Below are 19,480 nucleotides of genomic sequence, written 5' to 3'. Positions count from 1 at the left end.
CGTGGCAAATATTGAACAGGTTCAGCCGCGCAAGGGTCCCTCCCCTGTCATTCAGGCCGGCATGCTGCTGCTTGTGACGGCGGCCGCCATTGGCGTGGGTTGGATGTCCGGCGGTTATCTCAAGGGCGTCGGCGCACCGGCGTCGGTACCGGTCGCGCCTGAGAACGAAGGTAAGATCATGCAGCCCGCCGCAGCCGAGCAACCAGGCCTGGGCCCGATGCTTGTCGTGCTGGCGCCGATCACCACCAACATCGCCTCGCCTGCCGGCACCTGGATCAGGATGGAGGTGTCCGTCGTCTATGACGCGCCGCAGCCACAGGCAATGTCGGATGACATCCACCAAGATCTCCTGGCCCTGGTGCGCACCTTGAAGATGCATCAGATCGAGGGAGCCAGCGGCTACCAGCACCTGAAGGCCGACCTCGAAGAACGCGCCGCGATCCGCAGCCAGGGTCACGCCAAACAGGTACTCATCAGGACATTGCTGCTCGAATGAGAAAGTTCCTTCTCGCCACCGCCATGATCGCCGCCGCCACCTCCATCGCGGCGGCTCAGCAGATCGATCTCGGCGGCATCGGCAAGGCTGACGGCACCACCGTCGGCTACATCATCCAGATGTTCGGCCTGCTGACTGTTCTGTCGGTCGCGCCGGGCCTGCTGATCATGGTGACCAGCTTCACCCGCTTCGTCATCGCCTTCTCGATCCTGCGCGCCGGCATCGGCCTGCAGTCGACACCGGCAAACCTCATCCTGATTTCGCTGTCGCTGTTCATGACCTTCTATGTCATGGCGCCGACCTTCGATCAGGCCTGGAACACCGGCGTCAAGCCGCTGATGGACAACCAGATCACCCAGACCGAAGCCTTCGACAAGATTTCCGATCCGTTCCGCACCTTCATGCTGCACAATGTGCGTGACAAGGATTTCGACCTCTTCGCCGATCTCGCCCGCGAGCGCGGCCAGACCGTTTCGCGTGACACCGTCGACCTGCGCATCCTGGTGCCCGCCTTCATGATCTCGGAGATCCGGCGCGGCTTCGAAATCGGCTTCCTGATCGTGCTGCCATTCCTGGTCATCGACCTGATCGTCGCCACCATCACGATGGCGATGGGCATGATGATGCTGCCGCCCACTGTGGTGTCGCTGCCGTTCAAGATCCTGTTCTTCGTCCTGATCGACGGCTGGAACCTGCTTGTCGGCAGCCTGGTGCGCTCCTTCAACTGACTCTGCCGCGCCGGCTCGAAATTCCAGCAATATATTTTCGATTAACCGTCCGGTTTAGCCCTTTGGTAGGGACTTGCCCGCATATTCGCTCGCAGATGGCGGGTGATCGATTTCAGAGATCATTGGCATGATGCCGCACCGTCATACCGGGAGGCCCGGTATGTCAAAAAAACACCTGTAAAAACCAAGGTACGAGTACCATGTCCAGCATCATGACGAACTCCGCCGCGTTGACGGCTCTGCAGAGCCTTAACGCCACCAGCAAATCCCTCCAGGACACCCAGGCCCGCATCTCGACCGGTTATCGCGTCTCGCAGGCCTCGGACAACGCCGCTTACTGGTCGATCGCCACCACGATGCGCTCCGACAACCAGGCAATGTCCACCGTTTCGGACGCTCTCGGCCTCGGCGCCTCGAAGGTCGACACCGCCTATACCGGCATGAACAGCGCGATCTCCACCATCAACCAGATCAAGGCAAAGCTGCTGGCTTCCTACGGCCAGACGGATGCCTCGAAGGAAAAGACCCAGACCGAAATCACCGCTCTTCAGGCGCAGATGAAGTCCTACGCCGACGGCGCCACCTTCTCCGGCACCAACATGCTGTCCGTAGACAGCGGCTCAACAGCCACGACGGCTGCCGATGTGAAGATCCTTTCGGCCTTCAACCGTGACGCGGCCGGCGCATCTTCGATCTCGACCATCGACGTCAAGGTGGAAAGCATCAAGCTCTATGAAGCTGGTACCACCTCGGGCCTCGCGAAGGGCATCCTTGACACGTACCGCCTCGGCAGCGACGGCAGTGTGGCCGCAGCGGTCTCCGGCACGCAGACAGCTCTAGGGGCGGCTGCACTGGCCACCGACACCTATTCGGCCGCCTCGCTTTCCATCTTCTCGGGTGGCACCGCTGCCAGCGATTCGCAGATCAAGCAGATGCTGACCGTCATCGACTCCGCGCTTGCCGACATGACCAACTCGGCCACCACGCTCGGCGCCGCCAAGAGCAGTATCGACCTGCAGAAGACCTTCACCTCGGACCTGATGGACTCCATCGACCGCGGCGTCGGCCAGCTCGTCGATGCCGACATGAACAAGGAATCGACCCGTCTGCAGGCCCTGCAGGTCCAGCAGCAGCTCGGCGTGCAGGCGCTGTCGATCGCCAACGGTTCCTCGCAGTCGATCCTGTCGCTCTTCCGCGGCTGATCGCCTCCGCTCAACCACAGTTCGCACTAGAAATTCAGGCCGCGCCAAAAGCGCGGCCCTATTTGCGTTTGCTCCAGCCCCGCACAATCCTCGATCCTTAACTCTCAAAAACCAGCTTTTAACAGGCTGTTAACCATGCCGCGCTAGTTATGGTTAACCAATAGCTTACGACAGTTGGCGAATCGGTCCGACCGGCACGATGCCAATCGTTGAACAGGCCCATCCGGCATGTCTGAGCATGTCGGCTTTTGAGAAGGAGCGACTTTCTTGGCGAGCATCATGACCAACGCCTCGGCGTTAACCGCACTTCAAAGCCTCAGCGCCACCAACAAGTCGCTCGAACAGACACAGGCCCGCATATCGACCGGCTATCGGGTCTCGCAGGCTTCGGACAACGCCGCCTATTGGTCGATCGCCACCACCATGCGCTCGGACAATTCGGCCCTGTCGACGGTGCAGGATGCACTCGGCCTCGGCGCCTCGAAAGTCGATGCCGCCTACACCGGCATCACCAACGTGCTGACGACGATCGGCCAGATCAAGACCAAGGTGTTGTCCATGGTCGGCCAGACGGATGCCGCCAAGGCGAAGACCCAGACCGAGATCAAGGCGCTTCAAACGCAGATGAAGTCCTTTGCCGATGCGGCCACCTTCTCCGGCTCGAATTTCCTCGCGGTGACCTCCAAGCAGGTCACGTCCGCCAATGATGGCGTCCAGCCCGACTCGCAGATCGTGTCCTCATTCAATCGCTCTTCATCCGGCGCTGTCTCGATCGGAACGATCAACATCAATGTCGAGGGCACCAAGCTTTTCGACTACGGCCTTGCCGCCGAGGTCAAGAACCAGGGCGTCCTCGATCGCCAGACCTCCATCTATTCCACGGGCGCCGCCCAGACCCTGTATGACAACGCCTATGCTGGCGTGATCGCGGGCGGAGGAACGGATATCGCCGCGAACACTGCCGGCCAGACGGCGGCGGGAGCGGTCACCAAGGTCGACAATATTTCCGCCTACAACCTCGACATCACGGCCCCAGGGGTGACCGACGGCATCATCACCCAGATGGTCACCATGATGGACAAGGTCATGGCCCAGTTGACTGATTCCGCCACCATCATCGGTTCGGCCAAGAGCTCGATCGACCTGCAGAAGACCTTCACCCAGAGCCTGATGGACTCCATCGACCGCGGCGTCGGCCAGCTCGTCGACGCCGACATGAACAAGGAATCGACCCGCCTCCAGGCCCTGCAGGTGCAGCAGCAGCTCGGCATCCAGGCACTGTCGATCGCCAACAGCTCCTCGCAGTCGATCCTGTCGCTGTTCAAGAACTAATCGCGGGCGCCACCGGCGCCTCCTTTTCGCACTCCGATTGACGGGCCGCGCCGCAAGCGCGGCCCGATTTCATTTTCGCACAAGCTTCGAAGACTAGAGTTCCGGCGGACAATCATGCTGGGAGTCGTTGAACCGTGCCGGAACAGATCCAGAGCATCATCTCGAATCTCCGCGGGTTTGGCGTGAAGCGCCTCGCCATGCTGGCGGGCATCGCCGTTCTGGTGATGGGCGTCATCGGCATCGCCTCGGTCTATCTCAACCGCCCCGCCTACGACACGCTCTATGTCGGACTCGACCGCGCCGACGTGAACCAGATCGGCCTGGTGCTCGGCGAAGCCGGCATCGGCTTCGATGTCGGCGCCGACGGAACCTCGGTTCTGGTGCCGGCCGGCACCACCGCCCAGGCCCGCATGCTGCTCGCCGAAAAGGGCCTGCCGACCAGCGCCAATGCCGGCTACGAACTGTTCGACAATGTCGGCTCGCTCGGCCTCACCTCGTTCATGCAGCAGATCACCCGCGTGCGCGCGCTGGAAGGTGAGATCGCCCGCACCATCCAGTCGATATCGGGCATCAAGGCGGCGCGGGTCCACATCGTCATGTCCGAACGCGCCAATTTCCGCCGTGACGAGCAGCAGCCTTCCGCCTCCGTGGTCATCCGCTACGCCGGCATCGACGCCGAAAAGAGCGCCATGTCGATCCGCCATCTCGTCGCCGCCGCCGTCCCCGGCCTGTCGGCCGACAAGGTGACGGTGCTCGATTCCAGCGGCAATCTGCTGGCTGCGGGCGACGACCCTTCCAACACCAGCGCCGCCCGCACGCTCGGCGTCGAGCAGACCGTCGAGGCGCAGATCGGAGACAACATCCGCCGTGCGCTGACGGCCTATCTCGGCCCCGACAATTTCCGCGCCAGCGTCAAGGCCGAGGTCAACACCGACACCCGCCAGACGGAAGAGACCATCTTCGATCCGAATTCCCGCGTCGAGCGCTCGGTGCAGTCGGTGCGCGCCAACGAGAACAACAACCAGAAGCAGGCTTCCACTCCGGCCAGCGTCGAGCAGAACCTGCCCGAGACCCAGGCAACCGCCACCGATGGCCCGCAATCCTCCTCGCAGAACGACCGCAGGGAAGAGATCACCAACTACGAGATCAATTCCAAGAAGATCGCCACCGTCTCCAACGGCTACACCGTCACCAAGATGTCGATTGCCGTGGTCGTCAACCAGCAGCGGCTGACGACCATCCTCGGCAAGGACGCCACACCGGAGCAGATCGCCAAGCGCGTCGCCGAGATCCAGAAGATGGTTACATCCGCCACCGGCCTGGATGAAAAGCGCGGCGACATCATCGACGTCTCGGCGGTCGAGTTCATCGATGGCCTGGATGGCGAGGCGATCCCGCAGGCGGGAATGCTCGATTCGATCGGCCAGCATGCCGGCACGATGATCAATGCAGGTGCCTTCATCGTCGTGGTGTTCCTGGTGGCCTTCTTCGGCCTGAGGCCGATGGCCGCGGCGCTGACGGCAAAGGCTGCTCCAGCCCTGGCAGGCCCCAGCTTCGACGACGTCCAGCGCTCGCTGCCGACGCCGGAGGCAATGGCGGCCACCGACAATGCCGCGGTTGGCGCCTTGCCAGGCACACGCCCAGGCCCCACTCCGCTCGACGATCTTCGCCAGAAGATCCGGCCGGCGCCGCAGGACCGGCTTGCCAGGATGGTCGACCTCAACGAGGAGCGCACCGCGCAGATCCTGCGCAAATGGGCTTCCCAGGAAGTGGCGGTGTAAACCATGCCTTCCGTAGCCCTCTTCGACCTTCTGCCTGATTTCGGCACGCGCGCGCAGCGTGCCGGCCAGCCCCGGGCAGCAGTCGATCCCGAACACAAGCCCGAGACGCCGGCGCCGCAAGCCGATATCGGCACGCTGATCGCCGAGGCGGTTGCCCAGGCGGAGGCAGCGCTGGAGGGCCGCCTGGCGGCTGCGCATGACGCCGCGCTCGAAGCCGAACGCCAGGCCAATGCTGAGGAAGCAAGGATATTTCTCGAAAGCCTTGGCGACGATGTCGGCAAGGCGGTCTCGTTGCACATCGATGCGATGGAGGCGCGCGTGACCGGACTTGTCGCCGGCACGGTCGCCCGCATCATCGGCGGCATCGTCAGCGACGATCTGCAGAAACGTTCGATCGATGCGTTGGCAGACGCCGTCCGCGAAGCGGTTGGCGACGCCGAGGCTGTGCGCATCGTCGTGCGCGGCCCGCTCTCGATGTTCGAAACACTGAAGGCATCGCTCGGACCCCGCGCCGCCAATCTCGATTTTGTCGAGGCGCCAGGCTTCGACCTGACCGTGGCTATCGACGAGGCGGTGTTCGAAACGCGCATGGCCGAATGGTCGACGACCCTCTCGGAGGTCCTGGCATGAGCGTCGCCAACGCCGATCAGGGCCGCCACGAGATCATCATCGTGCGGCGCAGTCATGACGACCATGACGAGGCCCACCATGGCGGCGTCTGGAAGATCGCCTTCGCCGACTTCATGACGGCCATGATGTGCTTCTTCCTGGTCATGTGGCTGATCAACGCCGCCAACGAGCAGACCAAGGCAGCCGTGGCCAGCTACTTCAACCCGGTCAAGCTGGTCGACCGCAATTCGAGCCGCAAGGGCCTGGAGGATCTCGGCGACGGCCCGCGCGCCATGGGACTGACGGCCGACGATCCGCAAGAGGCGACCAGCAAAGCCGGACAGAACGGCAATGCCGGCGCGGGCGCGTCCGAGCGCAAGCAGGACAAGCAGGAGCCACAGCAGGCGGAACACTCCGACGACCATCTCTTCGCCGACCCCTACGCCGTGCTTTCGGAAATCGCCACAGATACCGGCGTCATGCAGAATGTCAGCCAGAAAGGCGATGGCGGCGTGCAGGCTGCCGGCCCGGCTACCGGCGCCTCCGGTGGCGCCTCCTACCGCGATCCTTTCGAGCCGGATTTCTGGTCGCAGCAGGTCGCGGCGCCCGGCGCCGAGGCCAGCGCCCAGCGCACCAAGATCGAGGGCGATCCGGCCAAGCCCGGCGACAAGACCGCCGAAACGCAGGTGCTCAAAGTCAAAGCCGTGCCGCCTGTCGCGGCACCGCTCGAGCCACTGGCAAAGGACGCGACCAGTAAACAGGCCGCGAACCCTGCCACGGCATTGGCCGGCGAGACGAAACCGGACGGCACCAAGGCCGCGGTAGCGAAGGCTGAGCCTGAGGCGCAAAAGGCCGTCCAGCCCGACATCGGGGAGAAGGCGCCAACCGCTGCTGCCGTGAAGGCAGCGGCCGACGTCAAGCGGCAGTTGGCCGATGCTTTCAAGCCTGGCGACAAGCTGCACGACGGCGTCTCGGTCGAAGCCACCGACAAGGGCGTCGTCATCTCGATCACCGATCAGCTCGACTTCGGCATGTTCGAGGTCGGCTCGGCGTTGCCAAGACGCGAACTGGTGCTGGCAATGGAGAAGATCGGCCGCATCGTCAACAGCCAGAAGGGCACCATCAGCATCAACGGCCACACCGATGCCCGGCCGTTCCGCAGCGACAGCTACGACAATTGGCGGCTGTCGACGGCGCGCGCGCATTCCGCGTACTACATGCTCGTGCGCGGCGGCGTCGACGAACGCCGCATCACCGAGGTCGCCGGTTTCGCGGACCGCCAGCCGAAAATAGCAGCCGATCCATTGGCGGCCGCGAACCGCCGCATCGAGATCCTGATGGCGACCGGCGGATGAAGCGAGCGGCCGTCACCCGCCGGTTGATTGGCCTGTTGCTGCTGGCCGGCGGACACCCGTCCACTGGTTTCGCCCAGGAGGCCCTGCAGCCGTATCAGCTGGTGCGCTCGCTGCAGCTCATCCAGGACCGCATAGCCGCCGGCGATCATGCCGCCCTGCCGATGCAGGCCAAGCTGCTCGAGATGACGGATGCGCGCCTGCGCGCGGCGAATGCCGAGGACTACAAGGATCCCAAGAATTTTCGGGCCCTGCTTGTCTACGGCATGAGCGGCGGCAACCCGGTGACCGTCGAAGCGGCCACGTCGCGCGCTACGGCGGACCCGCAAAGCCTTGCAATCGCCAAAGGCGTGATTGAGTACCTCAACGGCCGGCCCGGCAAGGCTATCGAAGCCTTGAGGCCGATCGATCCCATGGCGCTGCCTCCGGATCTCGGCGCCTTCCTCGCTTTGGTCAAAGGCTCGCTGCTTGCCGGCGATCAACCGGCGACCGCACTCGGTCTGCTCGACGAGGCAAGATTGCTCAGCCCCGGCACGCTGGTCGAGGAGGCGGCACTTCGCCGTTCGGTCGGCCTTGCAGTCGCGCAAGGCGACGCGGCACGTTTCGCCCTTGCTTCCACCCAGTATGTCGAGCGCTACCTCTATTCGCCCTATGCCAGCCAGTTCGCGGACTCCTTTGTCTCCGGCGTCATCGCGCTGCACATGTCGATCAGCCAGGACAAGCTGGGCGACATCACCTCGATGATGGATCCCGAGCGCGAGAAGGTGATCTATCTGCGCATCGCCCGCCGTGCCGCGATAGACGGCCTGAACGACCTTTCGGCCTTCGCTTCGGCGCGGGCCGAGCAGGGCCGTGACGGCAACACCAATCAGGACGATCCACGCGCCCTGCTCTATGCCAGCCTTTCCACCGTCACCTCGGGCACAATCGAGGACATTCGTGCCAAGCTCGGCAAGATCGATCGCAGCCGGCTGTCGGAGGGCGACCGCGCCTTGCTCGACGCCGCTCAGGCCATTGCCGGCGAGGTCGTCGCGCCGCCCACCGCCCTTCCGGCGGAAAAGCCTGCCCCTGTCGCGGCCGAGCAACCTCCGGCTCCCGAGATCGCCACGCCGCAAAACGCCGATGACAGTGGCTTGCCACCGGTCGAAGGCGCCATCTCGGAGCAACCCGCCGCCACCGCGGCCTCCGGCGGACCGGCCGCCAATGCGCCGGACACGGCGGCAGTTGCAGCCACATCCGCCGAGCCTGCGACCGTCGTGCCGGCGTCGGCACCTTCGCCCGCCGCCGGTCCAGAGCCCGCCGATCCGACCGACGCCGCCATGACCAGAACACGTCGACAGCTCGACCTGATCGACCAGATGCTTGGAGCCGCCCCTAAATGACCACCAGCCTCGGCTCGGCCTTGCCAGGATTTGCCTCCACGCGCGCGACGTCGGAGCAGCCTGCCGCGAACGGCAGAAACGATGACGCCGGCTTCGGCAAAATGCTGCGCGACGATGCCCGCCCGGAACGGCAGGCGTCGACAGAGGCGGGATCGCGCGACCGGCGCTGGAGCAAGCTCGCTGCCGGCCTCGCCGGGCATGGCGCCAAGGCCGAACCGGCATCGGCCGAGCCCGGAAGGACCACCTCGGCCAAAGGCGCAAGCGTGAAAACCGGCAAGGACGAATTGGAAGCAAAGACGCACAAGGCCGACGCCGAACAGACGGCGTCGGATACCGCGCCGCTTCAGGACGACCTGCCGCTGCTGATCGCGTTTCATGACCTGCGGCATTTCTCGACAGCGGCCAAGGCAGCAGGGGGCAATGCGGCCACCGGCGAGAATCCGTCGGACCCGGCGCTCGGCGGACAGGCTGCACTGCCAAAGACCTACCGCTCAAAATCGTCGGGCGGACGCGAAGCACTCGAAACCATGTCGAAGCCGGAGCAGGCGTCGATCGTCGACGGACCTTTGACGGCGCTTGACGGTCAGTCGCCGAGCGCTGCCTCCAGCGCGCCAAAACGCGACGTCACAGCGGCGGCTCAGAAGCTGTCGGACGCGCCGGCTGCCGATGTGCCCGGCGTGCCGTCGAAGCCCACCACGAATGCGATGAAGAGCATCGAGGATGTGCGGTCCTCGATGCGTCCCGAAGCGGGAAAACAGTCCCTGTCCGCCGCGCGCATCGACGTGGTGTCGGAACGGAGCTTCCCCGCGCTGCCGCAGGGTCCCATCAGCCAGGCGGCCCTCAATGTGGTCAACGCCATAGCCGCCGACGCCGGGCCGCAAAAGGCGCTTTCAGCCTCACCCACGACCACCCATCTGGCCAGCTCTGTTGCCGTTCCGACACATGTGTTGAAGATCGAACTTCACCCTGCCGAACTCGGCATGGTGACGGCCAATCTTCGCCTCTCCGGGGAACAACTTTCGATTGAGCTGAAGCCTGAAACACACGATGCCTATCGTCGGCTGTCGGCCGACAGCGAGGCCATCGTCAAGTCGCTGCGAGGGCTCGGCTTCGAGGTTGACAAGGTCACGATACTGCAACCTTCGGTAGCAGTTCCCGCTGCAACTCGGACGGATACAACCGCTCCGTTGGCGGCGGCAACAGGCCGCGATCCAGCATCCTTTCAACCGGGGAATTCGGGCGGCGGCAATGGTGGAGCCGGCGGCCAGCAACCGGGCCAGCAATCCTCAGGGAACCGCAACGATGACGCGCAGGACTACGGCCGCGGCCCTTCGCCTTCTCGCGAGCGCGCTGGCGGCGATATCTTTATCTAGCACGGTGACAGCTGCCGCAGCCGCGACCAACCCTTGCGAGCCGGAAATCCTGCGCGCCGCCGACCGCTATGGCGTTCCCGCCGGCATCCTTTATGCCGTTGGCCTGACGGAGACCGGCAACAAGGGCAGCCTTCAACCCAACGCTTTGAATATAGAGGGAAAAGCAGTCTTTCCCAGGAGCCGGACCGAGGCCCTTGCCGCCTTCGCCAATGCCCGGCGCGAGGGCAAGACCCTGATCGATCTCGGCTGCATGCAGATCAACCACCACTACCACGCATCGCATTTTCGCAGCGTCGAGGACATGCTCGACCCACGTCAGAACGTCGACTATGCGGCGCGCTTCCTGGCCAGCCTTCATGCCCGTCACGAGACCTGGTCGATGGCCGTGGCCCGCTATCATGCCGGCCCCGACAATGACCCGGCGCAGAAGATCTATGTCTGCCGCGTCATTGCCAACATGGTCGCCACCGGCTTTGGAAAATGGACCGCGAACGCCCGCGGATTCTGCAACCCATAAGCGCATTTCCCATTACTAATAGACCTACCACACAACCCCGAATTGTTGTTCTGGCCTGGCCAAAACTTGGCGCCGAATGCGTATCTGGCTGCACGCTAATGCAACCGATACGATTCCAGACTCCCAAGAAACTAGCTACAAGAAATGACGGTTGTTCAGGATTCTCGCCAGCGGATAGGCCTCTCTTCACGGGGAAAATGATTTGATTCGGAAGGCGGGGCCGATGATTGTGATCGTTGACGAGCGCGAGCTCGTAACAGAGGGATACAATTCACTTTTCGATCGTGAGGGCATCGCCTGTGCAGGCTTTGCATCCGGCGAATTCGGTGAGTGGGTGAATTCGGCCGCCGACACCGATCTGCGCTCGGTCAGGGCCTTCCTCATCGGCGATTGCCGCGAAGGTTCCATCTCTCCGCGCCAGATCCGCGACCGCACCGGCGCCCCGGTGATTGCGCTGAGCGAACAGCATTCGCTGGAGAACACGCTGCGGTTGTTCGAGAGCGGCGTCGATGACGTCATTCGCAAGCCCGTCCATATCCGTGAGATCCTGGCCCGCATCACCGCGATCCGCCGCCGCGCCCAGGAAGACGTCGCCTACACCGAGATCGGCGCCATGCGCATCTTCATGGACGGCCGCGACCCCGAGATCGACGGTCAGCCCCTCCCCCTGCCACGCCGCGAGCGCCGCATCCTCGAATATCTGGCGAGCAATCGCGGGCGCCGGGTCACCAAGACCCAGGTCTTCAACGCCATCTACGGCATCTTCGACGAAGAGGTCGAGGAGAACGTGGTGGAAAGCCACATCAGCAAACTGCGCAAGAAGCTGCGCGAGAAGCTGGGCACCGACCCGATCGATTCCAAGCGTTTCCTCGGCTACCGGCTCGTCTTCTGATGCAGCGCCGCGCCAGCCTCGCGCAAGAAAACATGCGTAGCCTCGCAGCCAGCAGCATGGACACAGCGGAGACGTTTCGATGAGCCTCTATGGAATGATGCGGACCGGCGTTTCCGGCATGAACGCGCAGGCAAACCGCCTGTCGACGGTCGCCGACAACATCGCCAATTCAGATACCACGGGTTACAAGCGGTCCTCCGCCGAATTTTCGACGCTGGTCATGCCGTCGACCGGCGGCGCCTACAATTCCGGCGGCGTCACCACGACGATCCGTCAGGCGGTCAGCGATCCGGGCGTGCTTCAGTACACGACCTCGGTTTCCGACCTTGCCGTCAGCGGCGATGGCTTCTTTGTCGTTCAGGATCCGAGCGGTACGCCCTATCTGACCCGCGCCGGCGCCTTCGTTCCCGATGGGCAGGGCAGGCTGGTCAACTCGGCCGGCTTCCAGCTGATGGCCTACAGCTACGAAAATGGCGTGCCGGCAGCGACGGTCAACGGCTTCGAGGGATTGGTTCCGGTCGTCATCTCGGACCAGGGAATGACCGCAACGCCGAGCACCGAGGGCAGCTATGCCGGCAACCTGCCGGCAGGCGCGACACCGGTCGCGACCGCCAACCTGCCCGCCGCCAACGCTGCGACCGCGCAATACACGTCGAAATCCTCGATGGTCGCCTACGACAATCTCGGCAACAAGAAGCTGCTCGACGTCTATTTCACCAACACCGGCGCCGGCACCTGGCAGGTGGCGGTCTTCGATCAGTCGAAGGCCACCGCTGGAACATCGTTCCCCTACACCGCCGGCGGCTTGCTGGGCTCGGCCAACCTGACCTTCGACACCACCACCGGCAAGCTCACCGGCACGCCCACCGGCGTTTCATTTACCGTGCCGAACGGCGCCACCCTCAATCTCGATCTGTCGGCGCTGACTCAGCTCGGCACCGGCTTCACCGTTTCCGACGCCCAGGTCAACGGCAACGCGCCGAGCACCATCGACAAAGTCCAGATCAGCAAGGACGGCACCATCTACGCCCAGTACAAGGACGGCTCCACCAAGCCGCTCTACAAGATCCCGCTCGCCGACGTGCAGAGCCCGGACCAGCTCACCGCGCTGCCTGGCAACGTCTATTCGCAGGGTACCGAGTCCGGTGCGGTTCGTGTCGGCTTTGCCAATGAAGGCAAGCTCGGCTCCATCATCTCCGGCGCGCTCGAGAATTCCAACGTCGATATCGCCGAAGAACTGACCAACATGATCGCGGCACAGCGCAGCTACACCGCCAATTCGAAAGTCTTCCAGACCGGTTCCGATCTGATGGACGTCCTTGTCAACCTGAAGAGATAAGACGGGCGTCGCCCGCGAAAGACCCGCATGTCACTGTCTACCGCATTGAGTATCGCCCAGTCGGCGCTTATGAACACCGCGCGACAGACCAGCGTTGTCTCGCGCAACGTCGCCGACGCCTCCAACCCGGACTATTCGCGGCGCCAGGCCGTCGTCACCAGTACGGCGCCGGGCGCGCGTTCGGTCGATATCCAGCGCGCAGCCAACGAGCTTTTGTTTCGCCAGAATCTCGGCGCGCTGTCGGCCTGGAGTGGCCAGAGCGCGCTCTACAGCGGCATGGATCAGCTGGGCGTTGCGGTCAATGGCGTCGACAATGCGTCCTCGCCCTCGACCGCCATCGCCGACCTGCAGAAGGCGCTGCAGCTCTACGCCACCTCGCCGTCCAACCAGAACCTCGGTGCCTCCGTCATCGACGCCGCCAAGCAGGTCGTGCGCTCGCTCAACGAGGGCTCCAAGGCAGTCCAGGATTTCCGCACCCAGACCGACGGCCAGATCGCCACCGCCGTCGATGACCTGAACTCGCTGCTCGGCCAGTTCCAGGATGCCAACACGGCGGTCATGTCCGGAACCCGTTCCGGCACCGACGTTTCCGATGCGCTCGACCAGCGCGACGCGCTTTTGAAGAAGATTTCGAACTATGTCCCGGTGTCGACCTTCACGCGAGGCGACAATGACATGGTCATCACCACCGGCGATGGCACGACTTTGTTCGAGACGATACCGCGCACGGTCACCTTCGCGGCGTCGGCAGGCTATACCGCGGGTGCCGCTGGCAATGCCGTCTACATCGACAACGTGCCGATCTCGGCGGGTGCCGGCGGCAACACCAGCGCCAGCGGCACGCTTGCCGGCCTGCTGCAATTGCGCGACGGTGTCGCCTCGACCATGCAGAGCCAGCTCGACGAGACGGCGCGTGGCCCGATCACCGCTTTTGCCGAGACCGCACCCTCGATGGCCAATGCCGCCGGCCTGTTCACCTGGTCGGGCGCGCCGGCCGTGCCGGCCGCGGGCACGCTGGTCACCGGCCTTGCCGCATCCATCAGCGTCAACGCAGCGATGGACCCGAGCACCGGCGGCAACCCGACGCTGCTGCGCGACGGCGGCGCCAACGGTGCGGCCTATGTCGCCAACACGGGCGGCGGTGCATCCTATTCCACCCTTCTCGTTGCCTATGGCGACCGGCTCGACCAGCCGATGACTTTCGACCCCGCCGCCGGGGTTTCTGCAACGTCCAGCGTGTCCGACTACGCCGCCAATTCGATCGGCTGGTTCGAGGGCGTGCGCCAGCAGGCTTCGACCGCCTCCGACGCCAAGGAAGCACTGGCATCGCGCAGCGCCGAGGCGCTGTCCAACGCGACCGGGGTCAATGTCGACCAGGAAATGTCGCTGCTGCTCGACCTCGAACACACCTACCAGGCATCGGCCCGGATGATGAAAACCGTCGACGACATGATGACGGCCTTGCTCAACGCGGTGGGATAATTCCATGACTTCAGTCTCCTCGGCCGCAATCTCCAATGCCATGCGCTCCCAGCAGATGCGCATGCAGGCCGAACTCGTCAAAGCCACCAAGGAATCCTCGACGGGCAGGGTCGCCGATGTCGGCCTGGCTCTCGGCGGGCGCACCACCCAGGCCGTCACCTTCCAGCGCGACCTTGACCGGCTCAACGTCATCATCGATTCCAACGGCCTGGTCGGCGCCCGGCTTTCCTCGACGCAGACCTCGCTTGGTCAGCTCTCCACCGCGGCGCAGACCTTCCTGTCCGCCCTGACCACCGCTTCCTCGAGCGACTCGTCCAACAGCCTCACCCGGGACTCCGGCAAGGCGACCATCCAGCAGCTGACCTCGATCCTCAACACCAGCGTCAATGGTGAATATCTGTTTGCCGGCACCAACACAGACGTCAAGCCGATCAACGATTTCACGGCTGCCGGCTCTCCTGCCAAGGCTGCGTTCGATACCGCTTTCCTCACCAATTTCGGTTTCACCCAGGACGACCCGGCAGCGGCCAATATCACGGCTGCCCAGATGGACGATTTCATCACCAATGATGTGGCGCCGCAATTCGCGGGCGCGGGTTGGCAGGGCAACTGGTCGAACGCCACCGACCAGCAGATCGTCAGCCGCATCGCACTCAACGAAACCACACCGACTTCGACCAGCGCCAACAGCGATGGCATTCAGAAACTCGCCATGGCCGCAGCCATGGTCAGCAGCCTGATGTCCAGCAACATCAGCCAGGCGGCGAAGAATACGGTTGTCAGCCGCTCCACCACGCTGGTTGGCGAAGCGCTGAGCGGCATTGGCCAGCTTCAATCCGAGACCGGCATCGTCCAGAAGCGGGTTTCCGATGCCAACGATCGGATGAAAACGCAGGTTGACCTTTTCGAACGGCACATTCTCGATCTGGAAGCCGTCGATCCGGCCGAAGCCGCGACACGGGTCGCGGACCTGACACAGCACATCGAAACGTCTTTCGCGTTGACCGCACGCCTGCAGCAGCTCAGCCTGTTGAATTACCTGACCTGACAACGCTTAACGGAACGGTAGAGCCCCAACGATGTACCAATTCTCCTACGCCGACATCCAGAGCAACTCCGTTGCCGACGCGAAGGACCGCGAGCGGGAGCTTCTGACCCGCTCGATCGACATGCTGGCGGCGGCAGCAGTGGCCGGCCACGATTCGATGGAGGCGATCGAGGCGCTTCATTTCACCAACCGCGTCTGGACCGCCTTCGTCGAGGATCTTGGCTCCAGCGACAACGCCCTGCCCAAGGAACTGCGCGCCAATCTCATTTCCATCGGCCTGTGGCTGCTGCGCGAGGCGGAGGACATCCGTCAGGGCCGCACCAACAATTTCGAAGGGTTGATCGAGGTGTCCCAGATCATCAGGGACGGCATTCAATGACCAACACGCTGAAGATATCGCTGAAGCCGAACGAAAAGATCTACATCAACGGCGCCGTCATCCGGGTCGACCGCAAGGTCACCGTCGAATTGATGAACGACGTCCAGTTCCTGCTCGAAAGCCACGTGATCCAGGCCGACGATGCCTCGACGCCGCTCAAGCAGCTTTATTTCATCCTGCAGGTCATGCTGATGAATCCGGCGGGCGCCGCCGCCGCGCGTGACATGTTCCGCCGTTCGCTGCCGCTGCTTCTGGCAAGCTTCGAGGACACCCAGATCTGCAGCGCGCTGAAACAGATCGACCGCATGGTCGGGGAGGATCATATCTACGAGGCGCTGAAGGCGATCCGCGCGCTTTATCCGCTCGAACGCCGCGCGCTGGGCGGTAATGACGATGTTTCGGGTGCCGAGCGCCCGCTGGCCATGGGAGCACGATACTGATGAACGTGGACATGACGACGACGATTCCGACCGGCGCCAATCAGGCCACGGCCTCGACCTCGAAGACAGCGGTCGACTACCAGTCCTTCCTGAAGCTCCTGATCGCCGAGATGAAGAACCAGGACCCGACCAAGCCGATGGATTCGACGCAGTATGTCGCCCAGCTCGCCACCTTCTCGCAGGTCGAGCAATCGGTGCAGACCAACACCAAGCTCAATCAGATCATGCAGTCGTCGGCGCTGTCGCAGGCCGACGCACTGATCGGGCGCTCGATAACCTCCGCCGACGGCCTGACCACGGGCACCGTGGCTTCGGTGCGCCTCGCCAGCAGCGGTCTCATCGCCGTGCTGCAGAACGGCACCGAAGTCGCGGTCGGTCCGGGAGTTTCGGTCAAGGCAGCTAGCTGACGCTTTCGACAGAGAGCCAGTCCCATGAATGAGGCCGACGCTCTCGACATCGTCCAGTATGCGGTGTGGACGGTGCTCGTCGCGTCGGCTCCGGTGGTGCTTGTCGCCATGGTGGTCGGCATCGGCATCGCCCTCATCCAGGCGCTGACGCAGGTGCAGGAGATCACCTTGACCTTCGTGCCGAAGATCGTCGCCATCATGCTGGTGGTGGCGCTGACCGGCCCCTTCATCGGCAGCCAGATATCGGCCTTCACCAACGTCATCTTCGAGCGCATCCAGAACGGGTTCTGAACCTGTTCCAGGAACGTGTGCCGCGGCATGCCGTTCACAATTGTCTGAAGACAGACGCCGCCGATCCCGCGGCACCTCCGGACCCACGGCGGACAGGCCTGGACCGCCTCTATCCCATTGTTGGACCATGAGCTTTTTTGCCCTTTGCGGCGCCATGCCCTACTTTCGGCAAACGGTCTGCGCAAACGGATTGTCTGACGAGCAGGCACGACATGGCAGGAACCCCAAATGATTGACGAAAAGCCGGACAGCGAGAGCGTCTCGGCGCTGGCGCCCTTCCGTCACGGCATTTTCCGCGCCGTGTGGGGCGCAAGTCTCGTCTCGAATTTCGGTGGCCTGATCCAGGGTGTCGGCGCCGCCTGGATGATGACCACGATCGCCACCTCGCCCTATCAGGTAGCCCTGGTCCAGGCTTCGACCACCTTGCCGATCATGCTGTTTGCACTCGTAGCCGGCGCCATCGCCGACAGTTTCGACCGGCGCAAGGTGATGCTTGTCGCCCAGACCTTCATGCTGGTGGTGTCGGTGCTTCTGACCCTGTTCACCTATTCAGGCCTGATCACGCCATGGACGCTGCTTGCCTTCACCTTCATGATCGACAGCGGCACCGCGCTCAACAGCCCATCCTGGCAAGCCTCCGTCGGCGATATCGTTCCCCGCAACAAGGTGCCGGCGGCCGTCGCCCTCAATTCGATGGGCTTTAACCTGACGCGCAGCGTCGGTCCGGCAATCGGTGGCATCATCGTCGCCGCCGCCGGTGCCGCGGCCGCCTTCGCGGCGAACGCGGTGAGCTATATCGGCCTGATCATCGTGCTGGCGCGCTGGAAGCCGGACGTGCCCATATCGACCTTGCCGCGCGAGTCGCTGGGGGCAGCCATGGGCGCCGGCCTGCGCTATGTCGCCATGTCGCCCAACATCGGCAAGGTGCTGGTCAGGGGTGCTGCGTTCGGCTTCAGTGCAGGCGCTGTGCTTGCGTTGCTGCCTCTGGTGGCGCGTGATGTCGTCAAGGGCGATGCGCTGACCTATGGCATCATGCTCGGCGCCTTCGGCATCGGCGCGGTCGGCGGCGCCTTGATCAGCGTCAGGCTGCGGCAGTTGCTCTCCAGCGAGACGATGGTGCGCTGTGCTTTCGCCGGCTTCGCTGTCTGCGCCTTCAATGCCGCCGTCAGCCAGCATGCCTGGCAGACGTCACTCGGCCTGCTTGTCGGCGGCGCCTGCTGGGTGATCGCGCTTTCGCATTTCAACGTCACGGTGCAGATGGCGACGCCGCGCTGGGTGGTCGGCCGGGTGCTGTCGGTCTACCAGACCGCGACCTTCGGCGGCATCGCGCTCGGCAGCTGGATCTGGGGTGTCGTCGCCGATGCGCACGGCGCCGAAACCGCGCTGATCGCAGCCAGCGTCGCCATGCTGGCCGGCGGCGCCATCGGTCTTTTGCTCCCGCTGCCGCAACAGCAGGTGCTCAACCTCGACCCGCTCAATCGCTTCAAGGAACCGCATTTGGCGCTTGACCTGAAGCCGCGCAGTGGTCCCATCGCCATCATGATCGAATATGTGATCCGGCACGAGGACGAGCCGGAGTTCCTCGCCATCATGGCCGAACGGGGCCGCATCCGCCGCCGTGACGGCGCCCGCAACTGGACGCTGGCGCGCGATCTCGAGAATCCCACCGTATGGATCGAGCATTATCACACGCCGACCTGGATCGAATATATCAGGCACAATGGACGCATCACACATGCCGACGCTGTCATCGGAGAACGCGTGCGGGCCCTGCACAGCGGCGACGAACCGCCCCGCGTACGACGCATGATCGAGCGCCCGACCACCGCCGGCACGGCGCTTGTGATGGCCAAGGGACCAATCGAGCATTAGGCTCCGCAACCGCGCCCACTGTCGCAGGCATCCGGTTAGGCCTTCCCGCTAACCCTCGCCCGACAGGTCCCGGCGCGCCTTGTCGAGTTCCTCGGCATAGCGCCGCATCAAATGGCCTTCGGTCAACAGGCCCAGCACGATGTGGTCGGTGAAATCCTCGACGACGGCGAGCTCTTCGGCGCCGGCGCGCTGGAATGTTTCGGCGGCGGCCTGCACGTTCATGCTCGGCACCAGCACCGCGTCCTTGTATTTGGCAAGATCGCGCACCGGCACCTCGCCGCCGGAAGGATCGCTGTGCAGTTCGGCCACGATCAGCACGCCGACATAGTGGTCGCCCGCATCGACGGCGATGACGCGTTGGGCCGAGCCGAGCGGCACCTCCTTGCGGAAGGCTGCCAGCGTCGTCGAGGCATAGATGGTCTTGATGTCCCTGCGCATCATCGAGCCGACTGTGAGGCTGCGCATCCAGCCGACATCGTGGGCGCTGCGGATGGTCTCGCCGCGCAGATGGAAGCGCCATGTCGAGAACGAGTAGCCGAAGGTTTCGCGCACCAGGAT

General features: G+C 63.8%; 20 protein-coding genes. 19 read left to right on the top strand and 1 reads right to left on the bottom strand.

Annotation, left to right across the window (positions count from 1 at the left end; translation table 11 throughout):
* Nucleotide 1: 1 nt before the first annotated feature.
* The 19 genes from EN955_RS06565 (at nt 2) to EN955_RS06475 (ending at nt 18,922) form a co-directional block, all read left to right on the top strand.
* Complete coding sequence (locus EN955_RS06565) at nt 2–496, top strand: flagellar basal body-associated FliL family protein (protein WP_013529790.1); 495 nt, start codon at nt 2–4, stop codon at nt 494–496.
* A complete protein-coding gene (fliP, locus tag EN955_RS06560) occupies nt 493–1,224 on the top strand; it encodes a flagellar type III secretion system pore protein FliP (RefSeq protein WP_024502690.1) in 732 nt (243 codons plus the stop codon). The genes EN955_RS06565 and fliP overlap by 4 nt, the downstream gene beginning before the upstream one ends.
* A gap of 200 nt (nt 1,225–1,424) precedes the next feature.
* Nucleotides 1,425–2,426 carry a flagellin gene (locus EN955_RS06555; RefSeq protein ID WP_013529788.1) on the top strand — a complete coding sequence of 334 codons (1,002 nt, stop codon included), beginning with the start codon at nt 1,425–1,427 and terminating at the stop codon, nt 2,424–2,426.
* Nucleotides 2,427–2,693: 267 nt separating this feature from the next.
* The gene (locus EN955_RS06550; protein ID WP_024502691.1) at nt 2,694–3,758 is read left to right on the top strand and encodes a flagellin; all 1,065 of its coding nucleotides are present in this window, start codon (nt 2,694–2,696) and stop codon (nt 3,756–3,758) included.
* Nucleotides 3,759–3,892: 134 nt separating this feature from the next.
* Entirely contained in the window at nt 3,893–5,539 is a 1,647-nt protein-coding gene (gene fliF, locus EN955_RS06545; protein ID WP_013529786.1) for a flagellar basal-body MS-ring/collar protein FliF, read from the top strand.
* A gap of 3 nt (nt 5,540–5,542) precedes the next feature.
* Entirely contained in the window at nt 5,543–6,169 is a 627-nt protein-coding gene (locus EN955_RS06540; protein WP_024502692.1) for a hypothetical protein, read from the top strand.
* Nucleotides 6,166–7,503, top strand: a complete 1,338-nt coding sequence (locus EN955_RS06535) for a MotB family protein (protein ID WP_013529784.1) — start codon at nt 6,166–6,168, stop codon at nt 7,501–7,503. The genes EN955_RS06540 and EN955_RS06535 overlap by 4 nt, the downstream gene beginning before the upstream one ends.
* Nucleotides 7,500–8,882: a chemotaxis protein MotC gene (locus EN955_RS06530; protein ID WP_024502693.1), complete on the top strand. Its 1,383-nt coding sequence runs from the start codon at nt 7,500–7,502 to the stop codon at nt 8,880–8,882. The genes EN955_RS06535 and EN955_RS06530 overlap by 4 nt, the downstream gene beginning before the upstream one ends.
* Nucleotides 8,879–10,255 (top strand): flagellar hook-length control protein FliK, encoded by a 1,377-nt coding sequence (locus EN955_RS06525; protein ID WP_024502694.1) that lies wholly within the window; start codon nt 8,879–8,881, stop codon nt 10,253–10,255. Before EN955_RS06530 ends, EN955_RS06525 begins: the two co-directional genes overlap by 4 nt.
* On the top strand, nt 10,185–10,772 hold the full coding sequence (locus EN955_RS06520; RefSeq protein ID WP_050580446.1) for a transglycosylase SLT domain-containing protein: 588 nt from the start codon (nt 10,185–10,187) through the stop codon (nt 10,770–10,772). Before EN955_RS06525 ends, EN955_RS06520 begins: the two co-directional genes overlap by 71 nt.
* Before the next feature lie 223 nt (nt 10,773–10,995).
* Complete coding sequence (locus tag EN955_RS06515; protein WP_013529780.1) at nt 10,996–11,664, top strand: response regulator transcription factor; 669 nt, start codon at nt 10,996–10,998, stop codon at nt 11,662–11,664.
* A 79-nt stretch (nt 11,665–11,743) separates the two neighbouring features.
* Nucleotides 11,744–13,003 (top strand): flagellar hook protein FlgE, encoded by a 1,260-nt coding sequence (locus tag EN955_RS06510; RefSeq protein ID WP_024502695.1) that lies wholly within the window; start codon nt 11,744–11,746, stop codon nt 13,001–13,003.
* A gap of 27 nt (nt 13,004–13,030) precedes the next feature.
* The gene (gene flgK / locus EN955_RS06505; RefSeq protein ID WP_024502696.1) at nt 13,031–14,485 is read left to right on the top strand and encodes a flagellar hook-associated protein FlgK; all 1,455 of its coding nucleotides are present in this window, start codon (nt 13,031–13,033) and stop codon (nt 14,483–14,485) included.
* A gap of 4 nt (nt 14,486–14,489) precedes the next feature.
* The gene (locus EN955_RS06500) at nt 14,490–15,533 is read left to right on the top strand and encodes a flagellar hook-associated family protein (protein ID WP_024502697.1); all 1,044 of its coding nucleotides are present in this window, start codon (nt 14,490–14,492) and stop codon (nt 15,531–15,533) included.
* 31 nt (nt 15,534–15,564) lie between these two features.
* Complete coding sequence (gene flaF / locus EN955_RS06495) at nt 15,565–15,912, top strand: flagellar biosynthesis regulator FlaF (RefSeq protein ID WP_024502698.1); 348 nt, start codon at nt 15,565–15,567, stop codon at nt 15,910–15,912.
* On the top strand, nt 15,909–16,352 hold the full coding sequence (gene flbT / locus EN955_RS06490) for a flagellar biosynthesis repressor FlbT (protein WP_024502699.1): 444 nt from the start codon (nt 15,909–15,911) through the stop codon (nt 16,350–16,352). Before flaF ends, flbT begins: the two co-directional genes overlap by 4 nt.
* Nucleotides 16,352–16,759 carry a flagellar hook assembly protein FlgD gene (flgD, locus tag EN955_RS06485; RefSeq protein ID WP_024502700.1) on the top strand — a complete coding sequence of 136 codons (408 nt, stop codon included), beginning with the start codon at nt 16,352–16,354 and terminating at the stop codon, nt 16,757–16,759. The genes flbT and flgD overlap by 1 nt, the downstream gene beginning before the upstream one ends.
* Nucleotides 16,760–16,783: 24 nt before the next feature.
* A complete protein-coding gene (gene fliQ, locus EN955_RS06480; protein ID WP_013529773.1) occupies nt 16,784–17,050 on the top strand; it encodes a flagellar biosynthesis protein FliQ in 267 nt (88 codons plus the stop codon).
* Between the two features lie 228 nt (nt 17,051–17,278).
* Entirely contained in the window at nt 17,279–18,922 is a 1,644-nt protein-coding gene (locus EN955_RS06475; RefSeq protein WP_024502701.1) for an MFS transporter, read from the top strand.
* A gap of 48 nt (nt 18,923–18,970) precedes the next feature.
* Here EN955_RS06475 and EN955_RS06470 read toward each other — a convergent pair.
* Nucleotides 18,971–19,480 (bottom strand): CBS domain-containing protein (locus EN955_RS06470; RefSeq protein ID WP_164769874.1); only part of this gene is annotated, 510 nt, incomplete at its 5' end.

The organism is Mesorhizobium sp. M7A.F.Ca.CA.001.04.2.1, assembly GCF_003998485.1.
Lineage (GTDB): Bacteria > Pseudomonadota > Alphaproteobacteria > Rhizobiales > Rhizobiaceae > Mesorhizobium > Mesorhizobium ciceri.
This window is presented reverse-complemented; position numbering and strand designations above follow the sequence as displayed.

Coding starts and splice junctions, on each gene's coding strand:
- fliP (WP_024502690.1), top strand. CDS start 493: ATGAGAAAGTTCCTTCTCGCCACCGCCATGATCGCCGCCGCCACCTCC.
- EN955_RS06555 (WP_013529788.1), top strand. CDS start 1,425: ATGTCCAGCATCATGACGAACTCCGCCGCGTTGACGGCTCTGCAGAGC.
- EN955_RS06540 (WP_024502692.1), top strand. CDS start 5,543: ATGCCTTCCGTAGCCCTCTTCGACCTTCTGCCTGATTTCGGCACGCGC.
- EN955_RS06535 (WP_013529784.1), top strand. CDS start 6,166: ATGAGCGTCGCCAACGCCGATCAGGGCCGCCACGAGATCATCATCGTG.
- EN955_RS06530 (WP_024502693.1), top strand. CDS start 7,500: ATGAAGCGAGCGGCCGTCACCCGCCGGTTGATTGGCCTGTTGCTGCTG.
- EN955_RS06525 (WP_024502694.1), top strand. CDS start 8,879: ATGACCACCAGCCTCGGCTCGGCCTTGCCAGGATTTGCCTCCACGCGC.
- EN955_RS06520 (WP_050580446.1), top strand. CDS start 10,185: ATGACGCGCAGGACTACGGCCGCGGCCCTTCGCCTTCTCGCGAGCGCG.
- EN955_RS06515 (WP_013529780.1), top strand. CDS start 10,996: ATGATTGTGATCGTTGACGAGCGCGAGCTCGTAACAGAGGGATACAAT.
- EN955_RS06510 (WP_024502695.1), top strand. CDS start 11,744: ATGAGCCTCTATGGAATGATGCGGACCGGCGTTTCCGGCATGAACGCG.
- flgK (WP_024502696.1), top strand. CDS start 13,031: ATGTCACTGTCTACCGCATTGAGTATCGCCCAGTCGGCGCTTATGAAC.
- EN955_RS06500 (WP_024502697.1), top strand. CDS start 14,490: ATGACTTCAGTCTCCTCGGCCGCAATCTCCAATGCCATGCGCTCCCAG.
- flaF (WP_024502698.1), top strand. CDS start 15,565: ATGTACCAATTCTCCTACGCCGACATCCAGAGCAACTCCGTTGCCGAC.
- flbT (WP_024502699.1), top strand. CDS start 15,909: ATGACCAACACGCTGAAGATATCGCTGAAGCCGAACGAAAAGATCTAC.
- flgD (WP_024502700.1), top strand. CDS start 16,352: ATGAACGTGGACATGACGACGACGATTCCGACCGGCGCCAATCAGGCC.
- fliQ (WP_013529773.1), top strand. CDS start 16,784: ATGAATGAGGCCGACGCTCTCGACATCGTCCAGTATGCGGTGTGGACG.
- EN955_RS06475 (WP_024502701.1), top strand. CDS start 17,279: ATGATTGACGAAAAGCCGGACAGCGAGAGCGTCTCGGCGCTGGCGCCC.